This window comes from Schlesneria sphaerica, assembly GCF_044336245.1.
Lineage (GTDB): Bacteria > Planctomycetota > Planctomycetia > Planctomycetales > Planctomycetaceae > Schlesneria > Schlesneria sphaerica.
In genome coordinates, this window is the sequence record NZ_CP172346.1 from 6,574,563 (window position 1) to 6,592,027 (window position 17,465).

Sequence of the window (17,465 nt, forward strand, 5' to 3'; positions counted from 1 at the left end):
GACTTTCAGACGTGCAATCGCCCGCTTCGAACGCGAAGAGTGCGACCACCAGGTTTGGACGGAATCGGTTGTGCGGTCGTCCGGCGAGATCCGGCCGACCGCATGATCAGTGATCAGCCGAGGGCACTGACGAGAGCTCCCTGCTCGGCCCAACTCCGTAGTTGCAATGGATTGAAGCCGTATGTGAACGACCTCCATCGCTCTTTTGCGGGTTCCTCTCTCTGCACGAGAAATAAAGACATCGTGGCCGCGAGCCGATCGTCACTCGTGATCCGTTCGCACTGACAACTCCTCTGGCTCTCAGAGTGTTGTGGCTGGCTTACGTGATGTCTGCGATATCAGCATTCGTAGAGCCAGGACAATCATGAGCAGTGGCCCGAACGCACTGGGGGTTAGGAAGAACCACCAGATCAATGCCAGCAGCAGCCACGAAATGGAAATATGCCGATCCAGGAATTGGCCCCACTTCACCCGAATGACTTGTCGCAGTAGCGGGACAAGGATCAGTGCCAGGAGGCACGACACTGTGCACAGCAGCCACGTGTCGTTGATCTGAACAATGTTGATTCGGCCTTCGTGTTGACTGAGTCCTCGAATGCAACCTTCGCAATCGGCAGGAGGCTCTTCCAGCAGGCGGGACTGCCAACTGATCTGCGGTGCGTCAGGAACGGGTTCTAATTCATCGATCGCTGCAATGATGTCACTACGCCGTTGAAGTCGTGCTTCCGTCTGCTTGGTTGGTGACGACAGTTCTCTCGTCACATGGGTGAGCAGACGTGTTTGTAGCTGATCAAGTCTCCATCGATTGGCAGCCGCTCCACGCGTTTCGGGTCCCAGTGCCTGGTGGCGTTCCAGCAGGGTTTCCAGTCGGTCCAGTCCCTGATCGAACGAATTGACTTCGGTCAGTCCTGACCGTGCCCACAATCGGATGGAATCATCAGGGAGGATTGTGATGAGGTTCCGTTCGAGCCGGATTCCTGTCGGCCAGGGGAAGGTCTCCGTGGGGGTCGAGTTCATGCGGAATGAGGACGATGAGTCCGCTGTCCATGCCAAAGTGAGAAGTGATTCCGTACCCGCATCGGTCATCGGAATCGTCAATTTTTGTCCGACAGGGTCCATCAACGGAAGCGGATGATCATCCAGAAAGATTGCCGTGATCACCGTGCCCGCAGGCAGCTCGAAATCCAGATCTGTTCTGACACTCGAAAGGAAGGCTTGCGTGATTCCGGCACGCTGGCCACTCCAGTGCAGCCACATTCGCTGATCCAGCAGTCGTACCGATGCTTCGCGCAGGTGCGGTGTAACGACGTCACGCTGGATGCGGACCGAAGGACCAGTGACACGAAAAGCCGTTCCGGCACCTGGAATCTCTTGAAAGAAACTGGTCGACCATTGGGGCAGGTCTGCGACTCGTACTTCACGCCCGCTGGCGGCAAACCAGACATCTTCAGGCTCAATCACGAGCAAGGTTTCGTGAGTGTTGGAGTTGAGCGGGACTGGCAGCGGCAGTCCCCAGTCGGACGCTTTGGGCTCGGCCAGCGTCATCTCAAACTGAGCGGAAGTTGTTCCCGAACCGTCACCACGGTTGAGCAGAAGGTCCAGTTGCCTCCCCCCTTCGCTCGGGTCGCGCCAGGCAGGTTCTGCGTTATCAACGGTGACGCTTTCAATGGCTGTGAATGTCTCCGGGAAGTTGAGCCCCATTCGCATGGGTGACTCTCCTTCGGGAGTCATCTGGATGCGGTACTTCAAATTCCATTCCCCCGTATCCGCCCGGCGAAGAACAGCAGTCGCACGTGCCGTACACCGCGAGTGACGGGATGACGTTTGTATGGTTCCCCTTACGACGGGATCTGTCAGCAGAAATCGTCCGAGCAGAATTTGTCCGTCCTGTTCGAAGTTGACTGTGCTCAGTCCTTCCGTATCGGCTTTCCAGTCACGTGCGGGGGTCAACACGACGTCGACTTCAGGATCGCGGGTGAGTGTGAGCTTTGAATTCGTGACATCACAGTCTTCGGGGCGGACGAACGGCAAGTTGATCTGGACCCCTGAACGGATAGGCAAGCTGCCGCGGAGGGAAATTGTTTGCCGCCCCTGGGTCTTGTCATGAAAAATAACGATGCGCGAGGGATTCGTGCGTGACTCGGCCCAGCGAATCCGGCGTTCCGCGCCGTTCTCGATGACCGAAACCTTCTCTACCCGCAGTCGCCGATCGACATCGAGGACCGTCTGAAAAACAGGTGCCAGCGAGGTTTCAATCTCTCCGACCAGCGACCATTCCATTCTCCGCTTGCCGATCGATCCTGATTGTCGCCACTGCATCGCCCGGCGACGGGGCTGATACGGGACCAATGAGAATGTCGGGGCCGCGGCCGCACGTAGCTCAAACGCTGTTTGTGCCTGGGTTGGAACGACGGTCTCCAGCAGGACGGGGGCCGTCGCGTCGATCCACGCTTGCAGGTAACTCTCGGGCGAGATGCTGTTGACGTATTCGGGGTCCAGATTGCCCGCTTCGACACGGAAGTCCGATGGTGCGGAGATTCCCCACCAGTTTCGTTCAAAATGCCAGACGAGCGTCTCAGAACCTGCCAGCCCAAACCGGGGGAGTACGGTCTGGACCAGTGAGTCGGCCTGAATCAGCAGCAGTGTCCCATCGACGATGATTTGCGAACGCCGGGGGGACTCGAAAATCAGCCTCAGACGACGCTGGCCAGACGGAAGGACAATCACGTCACTTCTCAACAAATCGTCGTCACGTGAGTGAACGCGACGGACAATGGAGTCGGTTGGAAGTTCGAACTCCAGTGCCTCCAGACTTCCTTCTTCGACATTGGCGACGAGATGAAACCGAAGTTCAACGCTGGAGGGGCGAAGTTCGAGATGCTGCAGCATCGATGCCGTTGCATTGAGGACCTTGGGAGGAGGTGCAGATTGACCCCAGCGAGCAGAAATTAATGAGGTCAGGCCCAGGTCCGTTTCGATGCGGTACCGATCCGGATCTCGTTCGGACGCACCCCGCGCACCGGTGACCTCGGCATAGGGATAGGGCTCAGGTAGCAACAGGGTGAGGTGGCTGTTGACCACGCTCGGGATGGCCAGATCCAGCATTCGACCCCCGGGGCGCGGCTTGCGAAGCCGCAGTTCGATCCTGAACGTAGAGATCCTCTCTTCTTGAAGCTCATCGGCAGCACTGACGGATTCGTCCGACTTGAAACTCGATTCGGGCCGCATCAGCTCGATCGAGTAGCCCTTTCCATTCGGCAGTGAGCCGATCGGAGACGGCTTACCGTTGACCAGGCATGACTCCGCATCGGGCAAGCTCACATCGGCCAGCGCCAGTTCTACCAGGACACTCGGGTCTGACGAGGGGAGCAGATGGACGACGTAGCTGGCCAGGATATTCCAGTGACTCTCGGTCGTTCCCCGCAATTCATAGTTCGCGGCTGAGATCAGATAATCGGGGGTAGCCCCTCGTTCGCTGGCAAGTTCTTTCCATCGTGACAGGACGTCCTTGGGTACGTAAACGAAGGGGAGTGATTCGGAGGGGTTCCCCTCTTCGTCGACGGGGATGTAGACACGGGGAATCGTCTGGACCAGACCCGCTTCGCCACCTGGCTGCCTGGCAAATGCGGGCGTCAAGGAAACTAACGACAATCCCGCGAACGTGATGCCCCCCAGCAGGCAGGCCGTCAGCGTTGCGGGCAAGGTACGTAGAGATGAGCCCATCGATTCCGCCGGAGGTTTCACCGGAGTGAGTAGCCGACGGGGAATCAACAAGGCAATCAGCGTTCCCGCAACGGCTCCTCCCAAGAAACCGGCATAGGGCATGGGGGCTGAGAATGTTGCCGCCATGGACAACCCGAGGACGTAAGCAGCAAAACGGTCTCGGTTCGACCAGCCAATCATCCGCAGTCCGATGCCGAGCGTCAGGCAGACCCCGAAGCTGATCCAGGTGAGCAGCTTGATACGAGAGGTGTGCCACAGCTCAACCGACAGATTCGTAGGCACACCGGGCGTGACGGCTTCATGTCGCTGACCTTCGGCGGCCGCTTCCAGGGATGCTTCCGGGAAGGCCAACGCGGGAGGGGTTGTCAGGTGTGGTTGAAACAGTCGATACCAGGATTCGCTGTAAAACGGATGAAAGATCGACTCCGACTGAGAACGGCCAAGTGGTCCAAACAGTCGCTCCTGCCAGGTGGGCGAAGGAAGAGGCCGTGACAATCGCGCCCCACTGGGCTCGGCGAAGAGCCGGGCAGAAGGAGGAACGGTGAAATCCCAGTGAAACACCAGAACCTGGGCAGAAACTTCCGGGACGATGATTCGACGTTTTTCGTAAAGGACACTGCTGTGCGCGGGGACCCTGTAGATCAACTCGACCGCGTCCTTGCGAGTGGCATTGAGTCCGGGGACAACGAATTCGCCATCACGAAGGTTGACCGCGATGGACTGTCCATCCACGGTCGCATCCTGCAGCGTGGCGTCGGGTGCGAGTTTGATCCGCATTGACTCTTGCGCTGAACCGTTTTCCAGTTGCAGGCGGGCGCGGTAAAGATCGAACCCGCTGTCGTCAGTCGTCATCAATGTGCTGAGCTGCATCGACACCATCAAGGGAAAGTCCTTCGACGGCTCGGGGTTTCGCATTTCCAGCCCAAAGATCGCTTCTGGAGTGGCGTACCACCAGGTCGAACGTTCGCCGGTCGACTTCAGTCCGTCAGTTTCCATGGTTAACTGAAGCGAGTCAGGGTGATTCAGTTTCAGTTGAGCGATTTTCTCAATGGCGTGCGGCACAATTGCCAGTGCCGGTCGATTCGGCGATGACCAGCGGTTGGTCGAGTTCCCCTCAACGGTGAACTCCCGTTCGATTCCCCGGGGCAGACGGATCTCCCACAGTTCCCCTTTGGGGGGCAGATTCCACTCCACATGCTCCGACTTTTTGAGTCGAGAAGCAGAGAGCTCGGCCGGTTTCGATCCCTTTAAACTCCAGCGGACATCGGTATTCGACTCAGTCAGATAGATGAGCAGTCGATCGGGATTGGGAAGCCGGGGCTGGTATTGAATGGTATAGCGAACGCGGTATTCGCTGGGAAAAGCCTCGATCACGGTCTCGGTTTTGACCTGCACCGGGGGTAGTTGAGGCGTGACCTTAAACGTTCCCCCTCCTTCAAGCGCGTCTCCACGGAACCAGCGCCGCTCGAAGTGATCGGGCGCTGCAGGAAACGGCGTAATAGGGGGCGGCGGAATCCGTTCGAACCTCGCATCATCAGAAATATCAGGGGTCATCGAATTCGGGACTTCGATTCCCAGCAGGACTTCCGAGGTGTCGCAGTTCAAAAGTTGAGGCAATGGAATCGAGACGACTTGACCCGGTTCGGGGGGACGCCGGCGCGCAATCACCCTCACAGCGCGCGGCTGACCTGGCTGAATTGCCTCAAGAAATTCGATGGCCAGCAGCGACTGACTGTCCGAGAGCGTCTGCCCCCCTTCCTGCAGTTTGACATCCCAGATCAGTTTTTCCGGCTCAGGTGGTCTGTTGGCCGCGTTCGTATCCGGAACTCGCGGCAGTGGGGCTCCCCGCAGTGGATCTGCCATCTGGACATCGGTGATTTCCCACTGGGGAGGGAACAGGCAGCTCGTTCGAAATCCCCCGACGGTCGGCGATGTCCAGGTGATTTCGGTATCCAGCATCCACGAATCTTCGTCCGCAATCAGCAGGCCCAGCATTTGACCGGTCAGCGTGACCGGGGGCCGATGCACGTCCAGAATCAGTTGCGCTTCGGGCGACAACTGCTGGAACATGAGGCTCTCGCCATCGGAGGTCGGCATGAGAGGGGTCAACTGGCGATACGCGGTCGACCTGATCGACCGGATCTGCAGCGGCGACTGTACAATCACGGACTGGCGTCCGCCGGAAAATGTGCTGTTCTCGACAATGATTTGCGGAGAGATCGCAGGACGGTCGGGTTCCTTTACGGCCATGCCGTCGATACGCAGCGTGCGCCCCCTTCCGAGCAGTGGCCCGGGCAAGCGAATCAGCAGTTTTCCATCGGGATCCGTCTCAGGGACTCGTTGAAATTGAATGGGAGTCTCAGAGCCGTACACGACTGAGTAGATCGTCAGACCGGCCGGGACACGCAACGAAAACTCCCGGATCGGAGCATCAAGTGCCTCAAGGTTCAGGACCAGTTGAAATCGGACATCTTCTTCTCGGACCACGACGTGCATATCGTGTTCAACCAGCAGCGCGTTCCGCCGAGGCTCAATGGCGTCGCTGGACACGCACGTCAACCGACAACGATTGTTGTTTCCGCACTGAATTCGCCACAACCGAGTTGCTTCGGACGGGGCGTCAGACAACAGAGTCACATCGGCCCCGGGAACATCAATGATGTAGGCTCGGGGGATCCGCAGGTCCAGAAACGACGTGGTTGCTTCAGGCAACTGAAGATCAAAGTCGATTCCGCCGGGAAACTTCCTTCCTGCGCACGTCCATTCCCCCAGCAGTTCATCACTTCTCTCGTCGGTCAGGACCCAGGCGCGGCCATCGGCGGATGAACCCCAGATGGCACTTCGGTTTTGCCATTTGAGTTCTTTAATCGCGAAAGAGAATGGTCCCAGCTCAAGCAGGGAAGGAGGTCCGTCAAGTCTCTGAACCGATGCTGTCATCAGTCCGCTGACCAGTGTGTCATCGACGAGAATGGCTTCGTAGTGAGCCGACTTCAGCCAGGCGGGACGAGGACCGCGGGTACGAGCGTTGAGTTTCTCGACCAGTGAGACAAACTCATCCCGCGGCACCGCGACGCTTTTACTAACCTCTTTCGGCCAGGCGTTCGGCTGGTCGGCGGGAAAGTCTGCTCGTTCAAACTCAATGCCCGGGCGCAGCGGTTCCGCGCCCGATGCATTCCCGGCAAGGCACCCAATCGAATCCGTCAGGAAGAGGCCAAACAAAACGCCGAGCCACACCACTTCATGCCAGCGAAAACGGCTCATGACACTCCACTTCCAGATTCGACGGGAAGACTGGATTGGCTGTCCCGGACAAACGCGCGATGGACGGTGACCTCATTCGGGTCGGCCTGGCGAGAACCATGGTGACTGCCGAATGCCTGAATCGGCGGAAATTCCCCCTGATTTTCGAATGACAGGATTCCCGTGTCGCTACGTCGACGAATCCAGCTATCAAGGAGTACCGCCGTGGCGGGAAAGATCAGTCCGGCAATCATCGGCTGAACAAGTAGTTCGAGCGGTGCCGAGTACCACAATCCAAATGTGGCGATCACCAGCGACAACAGCAGTACGGTCATGACGTGCCGCAAGACGACGAGCCTGAGCAGAATGAAGCCCACCACCAGCGAGAAACCGGCTCCGAAAAAGAGGACCATCGAACTGTTCATCGTCTGAAATGCCAGCAATTGAGGCGAGCCGAATTGCACGAAGACGTAGCGATTGGTCGATGACTCAGGGATTCCCAGATCGACTTCAGCAGGTGGCTTGATGGAATTGGGCGTCACCCATTGAGACAGGTACTGCGGCGTGTAATCCGACTGGCGACTCCAGATAATCCCGTTTCGTTTCCAGTGAAACCGCGGAGTGGCCGACGAGGGATAAGTAAACAGGTGCTGGTCTTTCGGCATGACCGTTTGCCAGATGACGGTTCCATCCCATAAGCACCGTGGAAGTGTCGGCGGACGCATCTCTAATCGCTCGGACCAACCCAGGATCGAGCTGAAGCGATCCTGATACTCGATCGTCAGGAGATGTTCTGCATAGGAGTTCTTGTCGGACTCTTCGGGGATCTGAATTGTGTATTTGCGGGATTCAGCGGGAGATTCGACGAAGTCCCGCGCCTGAAGCAATCGCTCATCCCAGTAAAACCGGGTCAATGTGGCGGTCGCCGGAAGGACGACCGGGAGCGCCGTTGAACGTGTTGATACACGGAACTGTGCTCGCACGATCCCCTGCCCCGTTCCATCAACCTGCGCGGTGATCAGTGCGTGCGAGACATTCCCTTTCCCCGTCGCGTGCGTTGATCGGACCAGTTTCAAGGGAATGGCTGCCGGGCTGCCATCCGCCAGCCACTGCCATGCTTCCTGGCGTGAGAACTGTGGCTTCCAGAGGTCTCGCGAAACCGGTTCCGCGTCAAACCAGTCTGATTGCAAAAGTGAGACACGGACTTCCGAGAATGCCTCGTCCGAACTCCCAAGGATGGGGAGAGCCACTTCCGCGTCGGTGTCGAAGGCAGAGTCTTTTGCAAACGGGACAGCGTAACGGGCCTGAATCTCAAATCGTCCCAGATGCCCTTCACCCAGTTTGAGCAGGATTTGACGAGGGGTGCCCGGTGGAGTGGCAATCGGATCCGATGTCAGTTCGACGTCGCGACTCGTATAAAAGCGAATTCGTTCGGGCTCAAGGGTCGCAGGGATTGCGACCCGAATCTGGGAAAGCCGTTCGTACGAGACGTCATAGATCAGGTGTTGAACAATCTGAAATTGATTGTCCTGCCAATGGGCTTCGACCAGCGAGTCGGTTCGGACACGCTGCTTTTGTGGAGTGACCCGCAGACTGAAACGTTGTTCGTCAGTATCGACCCTGTAGGCAGTCACCTTTCGTCCTCGTACGGACTCGGGAAGTTCCAGATTGGTCGATGAGAGAAGCTGCATGAACGTTTCACCCCGGGAGGTGAGTTCCGTCTCGACATTTTCGGCGTTTGCCAGAATCAGCGAAGTCGGTGACAGGCGAGACGCTGACTTGGGACGGGGAAGTGTCAACGTCATCTCTTCACCCGGTTTGACCGGACGCGTCGCTCGAAGGTGCAATGAGAAACCACCCGGCTGGTGTTTCACCAGGCGAACTGTGATTTGCCCTTTCTCGTCCACTGCGTGGCTTTCAACGACACCCGGTTCGTCGACCGATTCGAGTGTCCAGCCTTCCGCTTTCAAATCGGGCCACGCCAGGATGACTTCGTTCAGACTGTCCCGGTCAACGCGATAATCGAAGACGCCGTCGAGTTCCAGTTGTTGTGCGGAAGCTTTCAGCACGAACTGCGGCTTTACCTGAAAGTACGGCTTCACTTCATCGAATTTCGTGGTCAGCTTGAAGGGCTGACCCAGGAATTGATAAGCCCGCACTACCGGTCCCAACGATGCTGGAAATTCCCCTGCATTGATTCGCAGAATGTTGGGATCGCTCGGTTCTGAGGTGAATCGAAGTCCTTCTGCGAGCGACAATCCGATCCGTCCAACCTGCTTCCGGACGCTCTCATTCTTGGCCCCTTCCACCAGGAAGCCATCGAGCATGAGAACTTTGGACTTTGTCGGCAGATTGACGGTCCAGAAAAGTTGCGCGGAGTTTGATTTTTCTTTGAGCGTGACGGCGACGCGCGTCGGATTTTTCGGGTCGGTTGTGTAGGAAAGCCGCTCAGGATCGTCGAGTTTGAATTGCTCGGTCGCACTGGGCAGTCGCACATTAAACTTGTCGAACTGACCCTGAAGTGATTTGACTTGCTGCTCGGCCCGCAGCACCACCTGATCCGCCTCGATCTGGGCTCGAATGATCGTTTGTGACTCCAGCGATGCTTCGCTCGGCTTGATCTCAACAGCCGGGTTCCACGTCAAATCAAACCGCGTCCCCAGGTCGATCGCATCGACAAGTGTCCTTGCATCCCGAGTCGGCGTAATGTCGAGACTCGTCTGTTCGCGACTGGCTTTGGTGGTCAGTGAGGGGCCCGGCAAGATCAGCTTGGCTCGACTGACGGGGCTGGGTGGCAGCGACAATACCAGGCGTCTCGACGGGAGTTGCTTTTTCAATGGCACGCTGACTGTCAGCTCAAGGTCATGCCGGCCGCGACCACGGAACCACCACACGTAGCCGAATTCCGGGTCTTTTTTCTCGAACGGAGATTCTTCGCCGTAACCCGTGTAGACCGGTGGTTGAATCAGAACTGCCTCGTTCAGGTAGAGAGGAACGCTGACGAACTGATCCGACTTGAGCAGACGGATTGTGAACGTCACTTTCAGAGTAGCCCGTTCGTCGTCGGCAACTCCGTCGATGGCAATAGCGTTGATGGTTGCCACTTTAGGACCGGTCTGATTCCGGTCGCCTCCCGCTTTGGCTCGTAGCAAGTCTTCGAGCGTCACATCGTAAGGGACCGCGACGGGTTCATTTGTCTTCTTATCGTAGAGATACCGAAACGCAGGCGGGGGGAGGACATTTTCGAGTGAGGACTTTCCGTTGCTCGTCGCTGCCTCTTTGCGGGCAGGCTCTGCGGGAGACACCCCCTCGATCGGCTTTGGACTTACGGGACCCTCTTGCCCCAATGACGGTACGCAGACACCGAGCGTGCTCAACGCACAAATCAGCACGTTGATCAACCGCTTTAATGACGGCGTCGTGCTTCCCTGCATCGGCTTGGCCCTCAATTTCGACATGGAACTCAATTTTATCTGGAACTGGAATGCGGTTCAGAATCTGGCAATCTCCCGACAGGCTTCTGAATGCATCGACTGACATTATTCTGTGGCGCCCTCCGGAACCGGCGGCACGCGCGACAGATGACCGCTCCTGCGCGGGGATTTGGTCACACGCCCATTCTACTCCACAGCACCGCACTCCGCATCGATATTTCGCTTGCCAGGAGGAATTGATGCCAGATCGGAACGACCGAGCGAAACTCCCGATCGCGTTTATACTTAGTTACGGATTGTCAGGCTGGTGAACTGTTCACGGGGCGAAAAAAGTTGCTGAAGAAGCCGAGAATTCGACCGGTGGGGCGATTTTCTTCGTCAGATATTCAAACTTGTTTATTCCAAATAAATAAACTCGTTCAGGCAAAAAAGAACCTGGCACCAGTCGACCACCGCTTGCCGCAACGCCGCCTCGGCTGCTGGATCGGGATAAGTTTGACGCTGCTGCTGGAGGAAACCAATGCTGTCATGCAATTCGTCTTCGGTCGGTTGCCGACTGAGTGCGGTCGCATATCCCAGGCGAACGATCGATTCGAGTGCCTTGTCCGAGTCGGTCCTCTGAGTGTCCGTGAGCAAACTCGCGGCAAATTTCCGAGAGGATTCTCGGACGAGCGGATTATTCATCAGCAGAAGTGCCTGAGGCGCGATGGTCGTCTCCGAGCGATCCGCCACAGGTGTCGTCCCGTCAGGAGCGTCGAAGACGGTCATCGACGGCATGAGCTGGCTGCGTTTGATCATGAAATACAGGCTGCGGCGACGATGGGTTTCATCCAGTTTTCCAGGCCCGTACAAACGGTCGTCCAGCATGCCACTCACGCAGAGAATGGAATCGCGAATGATTTCTGCTTCCAGTCTGCGTCGAGGTCGATGCCAGAAAGTGCTGTTCCCTCGATCCACCGAGGCGCGGGCTTCGTCCGTGTCACAATTTTGCTGATAGACACTGCTGGAGAGGATCGCGCGGTGCAATGGCTTCAGTTCCCACTGATGTCGCACCAGTTCCTGTGCCAGCCAGTCAAGCAGTTCAGGATGCGTTGGAGGCTCACCACGTGTTCCAAAGTCGGAGGGGGTGGCGACGATTCCCCTGCCCAGGTGATGCTGCCAGAGTCGATTGGCCATGACCCGCGCTGCAAGATTGCCTGCTCCCGCTTCCCTGTCAAACAACCAGTTGGTGAGCGAACGCCTTTGGTAGGACGTTCGCCACCCGGCGGGGGCCGTCGATTGGAACCGCTGTGGTGAATCGGGATTTGCCATGAGAACCTGGAGGAACCCCTGAGTCGCGACCGACTCTTTATTGTTCGGCTCTCCCCGTCGCAGAAAATGCGTTTCCGGCAGGAATTCCGCATCGGCTTGAGTGTTCAAGGTCACGGCGGGAAGCCCCTCGCTGGCCACGAGAACTTTTTGAAGATTGGGTTTGGGGGCCAGCGCTGCATGCTCGGCACGGCGCTTGTCAACTTCAACCCAGCCTGGATCCCGCGCCTTGAACCAGTCGAGCACCTGAGTCCGCTGTTCGCTGGTTAAATCTGCGAACGGACGGGTGATGAGCGTCACAATTGACTCATTTAAGGCCCCTCCTACTGTCGCCGGTGGATCCGTTTCGGTCGACACCGATAACCGTGGTCGACCAATCGAATGATGGACATTGGTGTTGTACTTCAACGTGACCGTGACTCGTGTTCCCTCGGGGAACCCAAACGGCTCTTTGGCGATAAATACGGCGGCGTGGCCTTTGCCAAATTCGGGGTCCACCGCCCAGGCGCTGGCAGGGTCACCATCAATGGCTGCCGCCACGGGAAGACCATTCTGCTCAAATGTCGCTTTGGCAGAGACCAGCGGGATGGGGACGGGTGGCTGGCCGGAATCGGTCGGAGTCCCTTTCTGCTGAACCGTCACGACGAAATCAGAAAGGGCGAAGTTGCCATTCGACGCACGACCCGGACCGGAACGATCGAGACTGGGGTCCGCCAGTGCCTCCAGGCGGATCGAACGAACTCCTTGCAGGTTCGTGTCGAAGGTCATTGTCCAGACATCGTTCGCCGCGTTAGGGCCGCTGACAAGCCACGACGCGTCTTCCTGCAGTGTAAAGATTGCATCACCCGCGGACCTGTAGTTGATCGATTCGGGGAGTAACCAGGTCGTGGTGACAACATCGGTCATGCCCGTCTGTTGCCACGCGACAAACTGTTGAGGGAGAATGTTCGCTTCGTAGTCGCGCACTGCCCGTGCGAACGGAGCATGCTTGAGCTCGAACTCGGACTTTTCACGCTGGAAGCCGACGGGATCGAAGTCGAGTTCCACTTCGCTGCGGATCGTCTTCGTGAAGGTGGACAGCAGTCGGTAATAGTCCGCCTGAGGGATGGCATCGAACTTATGGTCGTGACAGCGGGCGCAGGCCACTGTCAGTCCCAGGACCGACGTGCCAATCGTCCCCAGCATGTCGTCCATTTCGTCATAGCGGTGCTTTTCAACTTCGTTTTTGGTGATCTGGGTGGAGTGGACCCCGGCCGCCAGAAATCCCGTCGCCATCATGGCCAATCGATCCTCTGGTGCGATCTCGTCTCCCGCAATCTGCCAACGAACAAACTGGTCGTAAGGCATGCCCGAGTTCAGGGCCTGCACAACGAAATCGCGATAGTGAAAGGCCGTGGTTCGGTCATAGTCGTGCTCGAATCCATGGCTTTCTGCGAAGCGAGCCAGATCCAGCCAGCGACGTCCCCAGCGTTCTCCGTAGTGGGGATTCGCAAGCAGTCGATCGACAAGACGTTCATAGGCGTCCGGTCGGCTGTCCTCTACAAACTCGACCACTTCTTCTGCGGTGGGAGGAAGGCCGATCAAATCAAATGACAATCGACGGATCAGCGGTTCTCGCGGGAGTTTTTGATTGGGCTCCAGTTTCGCTTCTCTCAGTTTGGCCAGGATGAATTGATCGATGGGCGATTGTCCCCATTCGTGGGTGTCAACGACTTCCGGTGAACGAGACGACTGCAGCGGTTGAAATGACCAGAAATCTCTCGCTGCGGAACCCACCTTTCGCTCGGTCCAGTGGATCGTGTCATTGCGGGCGGCGATTAATGGCTCATCGTATGGGGCTCCCAGATCGATCCATTCCGTGATGGCCGAAATCTGTTCCGCCGTCAGCTTCTCCCCGTCCTTGGGCATTTGGGGCTCTTGCTGATGAGTGATGACGCGCGTCAGCAGACTCTTGTCCCCTCTTCCGATCACCACCGCCGGGCCACGTTCACCCCCCTTAAGTAAACCTTCCTGAGTGACGAGATCCAGTTTGCCGGCAGTCTCGTGCTCGCCATGACAGGAAACACAATTCTGTTTGAGGATCGAGCGGACCTCTGCCTGAAACAGTGCCAAACCTTTCGTCCGTTTGGCGGCATGGTCAGGATCGACGGCAACGGAGGACTCCTGCCCCAGCACCGGAGCAGCGTCGAACGGGACCCAGGTCGCCAGAACCAGCATCCCCATTACAACAAGCACTTGCCGCATCCGCATGAGAAAATTCCAGCCAGCGAGAAATCAAACTTTGCGGGTCAATGAATCAACGAGATTCTATGTGAGAATCGCGGACCAAAGTAGTTTCCGCGTTCGCCGTCGAGTCGTAAAGTCAGCAGAGCGACAACGTCGTTGAACTTCGCATGAGCGGCCCGCCTCGATGAAGCATTGCAGGCAGCGCACTTCGCCGATCAGCATGCGGGACGAAGGAAGAATACGCCAAAATTCTCAAGACTTTCGATGACAAGCAGGCGTGAACGATCTCCGGATCGCCTCTGGCCAGGGGGCGCTTCAGGCCTGTGGAGGCAACATTACAGATGTTGCCTCACGCATCTCTGCCCGGTTGCGACGCCGCTTTGCGACAGAAATTGCCGAAAAACCGCTCCCATTTCGAGTCAATGAAGTTGGAGCCACGAAAACAACCCTGTTTCTCTTGCATTGATCGCCCATCGCTGCAATAGTTCGCCAAGAGAGACGACGCAAGCCGTCAATCGCGGGCTGTAGCGCAGCTTGGCTAGCGCACTTGACTGGGGGTCAAGAGGTCGCAGGTTCAAATCCTGTCAGCCCGACTATCTTTCTGAAGAAGCCCTTTGGCCAACAGGTCGAAGGGCTTTCTCATTGTGGCGACGAGACTTACGCCATCGAGAGAGCAGTTCAAACAGAGGATTTCGAGGATTCGACGTTCTGCGGCGTAGTCGGCGGTAAGCCATTTCTCTCCAAGACTTTGCGAAAGTTCAACCGGTTTCACCGCAATGTCGATGATTTCGTGCCTGCCCCGGTCGGCCACGTCGATTTCGAGCTTCAACTCGGCTTGGAGGCAGTACCGATGACAACACCGCTCGACCCTACGTTTCTCCGTGAAGCGATTCGCCTTTCCATCGAGAAGATGGAAGCCAACGAGGGTGGTCCGTTCGGAGCCGTCGTCGTGCGAAACGGCGAGATTGTCGGACGGGGCTGGAATCAGGTCACGTCGACGAACGATCCCACGGCTCATGCCGAAGTCGTAGCGATCCGTGATGCTTGTTCCCGCCTCAAAACGTTCTCGTTGGCAGGTTGCGAGATTTACAGCAGTTGCGAACCATGCCCGCTGTGCTTGGCCGCCATCTACTGGTCTCGGCTGGATTGCATCTACTACGCCGCCACTTGCGATGATGCGGCGGAAGCAGGTTTTGATGACCGGAGCTTTTACCGTGAGATCAGTAGACCCACTGCCGAGCGTGCGATTCCGATGCAGCAAGCCCTGCGGGAAGAAGCACTGGTGGCTTTGCAAACATGGATGAAGAAAGAAGACCGGATTCGGTACTGACGAGGACTGTCCCATGACTCAACCAACAAAAGACATCTTCCTAAAAGCCGCCATCGAAGAGGCCCGCAAGGGGCTGGCCGAGGGTGGAATTCCCATCGGCTCGGTGTTGGTGATCGACGGTGAGATCGTTGGTCGTGGCCACAATCGCCGGGTTCAGAAAGGGAGTGCCATCCTGCACGCCGAGATGGACGCTATAGAGAACGCCGGGCGACTCAAGGCCAGCGACTACCGCCGAGCCGTGCTGTATTCCACGCTGTCACCGTGCGACATGTGTTCGGGGATGTCCCTGCTTTATCGCATTCCGAAAATCGTCATCGGGGAGAATCGCACCTTTCAGGGACCGGAAGATTACGTCCGATCACGAGGTGTCATCATTGAGATCGCAGACGACACGGAGTGCGTGAAGCTGATGGAAGAGTTCATTCGGTCGAAGCCGGAACTCTGGAATGAAGACATTGGGGAGTAGCACCATGCTAACCCGTGAAGACTTCACTGAGCAGCAAATCATCGTCTTGACGCCACGGCCAGCGCGCATAGATAGGCGATTTGGGAAGACTGGCGCAAAGACCTTTGCGCTGGTACATGTTAGACATGGCACTTCTCGTGGGACTCTCTGTTGATCGACACAGGACGAGATGAGCCGCTCGGGAGCGGGGCATCCTTTCATGGCGGAAAAGCTGGTGAATGTCGAGTCGATTGGATCTTACTTCGAGTCGCTTTCGGATCCTCGGCATGAACGGAATCGGAAGCACCTGTTGGGAGACATTATCGTGATCGCCGTCTGCGGAATCCTCTGCGGAAGCGACGGTCCCACAGCCATTCATCGCTGGGCAGCAAATCGTCAGGAATGGTTGTCGGAATTCTTGCCGCTGCCCAACGGCATCCCCTCGCGCGATTGCATTCGACGTTTGCTGATGGTGCTTAGCCCCGAAGCGTTTCAGAAGTGCTTTCAGCAATGGATTGCCAGCCAGCTGATATCCTCCGAAGAGGATGGTAAAGAGAATAAGAAACGCTTGATTGCGATCGATGGGAAGACGTGTCGAGGTTCGCGTTCTGTTGCTGAGGGACTGAGTGCGCTGCACATCGTCAGCGCCTGGGCAAGCGAAGAAGGGATCGCCCTGGGACAAGTGGCCACGGAGGCAAAATCGAATGAAATCACAGCAATCCCTGAACTTCTCCGCCAAATTGGTCTCACCAATTCGTTGATTACGATCGATGCGATGGGCTGTCAGAAAGAGATTGCAAAACAGATCGTCGATGGCGGGGGCGATTTTGTCATCGCAGTGAAAGACAACCAACCGACACTGAGCCAGGCGATAGAAGACTACTTTGCGAAACATCTTGAGACTGACCTAGACGATTTGAAGTATCACAGTCATGAGACAAACGAGAAGGGGCACGGTCGATTCGATGAACGCTCTTATTACTTGACCGTAGTCCCGGGAGACTTCCCGCTGAAGAAAGAGTGGCCTTGGGTGAAGGCCATCGGTTATTCATTGCGGTTGTCACAACAGGGGAACGGACCACAAAGTTGCGAGGTTCGTTACTACATCAGCAGTCATTATTTCAGCGGCAAACGCTTCAGTGAGGCTGTCCGCGGCCACTGGAGTATCGAATCGATGCACTGGGTGCTTGATGTGACCTTCCGCGAAGACGATAGCCGCACGCGCGAACGGACGCTGGGAAACAACCTCAGCTGGCTCAGGCGTTTCGCGGTCACGCTGCTCAAGAGCCATCCCATCAAAGACAGCCTCCGCGGAAAGATGATCCGATGCTCAATGAACACAGACTTCCTTACACAAGTTATTACTCGTCAATATGTTTGATATGCGCTGGCCTTGGTCTTGACGCCCACCGACGAGTTGGTGACGGCAGATGTGTTCCAAGAAATAGACGGCTGCACTGACTCCGTTGCGGCGAGACAAGTCGTCACTGACTTCAAGAACGTCCGATCCCTCGTCAGTGGCAGCTTGTATTCAAGTCCCTGAGCGTTAATCGTCCCAAAAAATCGAGTACGAAGAGCAAGAAATCTCAAACGGGCACTGAATCTTGCTGTCCGGTTTTTAATCACTCGCGTTCAGGTCCATTTTGAGACCAAAGTCAGACGAACCCCATCTTCGTTCGCAGGCAATAATTTGCCTTAGTGGAAGATGATACTTCAATCGCGAGCCCCGCTTTGGTGCTAAGCGCGGTTCCAGGGGCTT

Annotated in this window: 6 protein-coding genes and 1 tRNA gene; 4 read left to right on the plus strand and 3 right to left on the minus strand. The window is 56.8% G+C overall.

Going from position 1 to position 17,465, the window contains the following annotated elements; genetic code table 11:
• Positions 1-300: 300 nt before the first annotated feature.
• The 3 genes from ACGY09_RS23630 to ACGY09_RS23640 form a co-directional block, all read right to left on the minus strand.
• Positions 301-6,984, minus strand: a complete 6,684-nt coding sequence (locus ACGY09_RS23630) for a hypothetical protein (protein WP_397569681.1) — start codon at positions 6,982-6,984, stop codon at positions 301-303.
• The gene (locus tag ACGY09_RS23635; RefSeq protein WP_397569682.1) at positions 6,981-10,421 is read right to left on the minus strand and encodes a hypothetical protein; all 3,441 of its coding nucleotides are present in this window, start codon (positions 10,419-10,421) and stop codon (positions 6,981-6,983) included. Before ACGY09_RS23635 ends, ACGY09_RS23630 begins: the two co-directional genes overlap by 4 nt.
• Positions 10,422-10,793: 372 nt before the next feature.
• The gene (locus ACGY09_RS23640) at positions 10,794-13,955 is read right to left on the minus strand and encodes a PSD1 and planctomycete cytochrome C domain-containing protein (RefSeq protein ID WP_397569683.1); all 3,162 of its coding nucleotides are present in this window, start codon (positions 13,953-13,955) and stop codon (positions 10,794-10,796) included.
• 494 nt (positions 13,956-14,449) lie between these two features.
• On the opposite strand from ACGY09_RS23640, the gene ACGY09_RS23645 reads away from it, so the two are divergent.
• The 4 genes from ACGY09_RS23645 (at position 14,450) to ACGY09_RS23660 (ending at position 17,087) form a co-directional block, all read left to right on the plus strand.
• Positions 14,450-14,524: transfer RNA gene (locus ACGY09_RS23645), tRNA-Pro, on the plus strand.
• Positions 14,525-14,781: 257 nt separating this feature from the next.
• The gene (locus ACGY09_RS23650) at positions 14,782-15,261 is read left to right on the plus strand and encodes a nucleoside deaminase (protein ID WP_397569684.1); all 480 of its coding nucleotides are present in this window, start codon (positions 14,782-14,784) and stop codon (positions 15,259-15,261) included.
• A gap of 13 nt (positions 15,262-15,274) precedes the next feature.
• Positions 15,275-15,727, plus strand: coding sequence for a nucleoside deaminase (locus ACGY09_RS23655; RefSeq protein WP_397569685.1), 453 nt, complete (start codon positions 15,275-15,277; stop codon positions 15,725-15,727).
• A 169-nt stretch (positions 15,728-15,896) separates the two neighbouring features.
• Complete coding sequence (locus ACGY09_RS23660) at positions 15,897-17,087, plus strand: ISAs1 family transposase (protein ID WP_397568819.1); 1,191 nt, start codon at positions 15,897-15,899, stop codon at positions 17,085-17,087.
• The last annotated feature ends 378 nt before the right edge of the window (positions 17,088-17,465 follow it).

Excerpts from the sequence above, each read along its gene's own strand:
- ACGY09_RS23630 (WP_397569681.1), bottom strand. The coding sequence starts at position 6,984 with ATGAGCCGTTTTCGCTGGCATGAAGTGGTGTGGCTCGGCGTTTTGTTT.
- ACGY09_RS23635 (WP_397569682.1), bottom strand. The coding sequence starts at position 10,421 with ATGTCGAAATTGAGGGCCAAGCCGATGCAGGGAAGCACGACGCCGTCA.
- ACGY09_RS23640 (WP_397569683.1), bottom strand. The coding sequence starts at position 13,955 with ATGCGGATGCGGCAAGTGCTTGTTGTAATGGGGATGCTGGTTCTGGCG.
- ACGY09_RS23650 (WP_397569684.1), top strand. The coding sequence starts at position 14,782 with ATGACAACACCGCTCGACCCTACGTTTCTCCGTGAAGCGATTCGCCTT.
- ACGY09_RS23655 (WP_397569685.1), top strand. The coding sequence starts at position 15,275 with ATGACTCAACCAACAAAAGACATCTTCCTAAAAGCCGCCATCGAAGAG.
- ACGY09_RS23660 (WP_397568819.1), top strand. The coding sequence starts at position 15,897 with ATGAGCCGCTCGGGAGCGGGGCATCCTTTCATGGCGGAAAAGCTGGTG.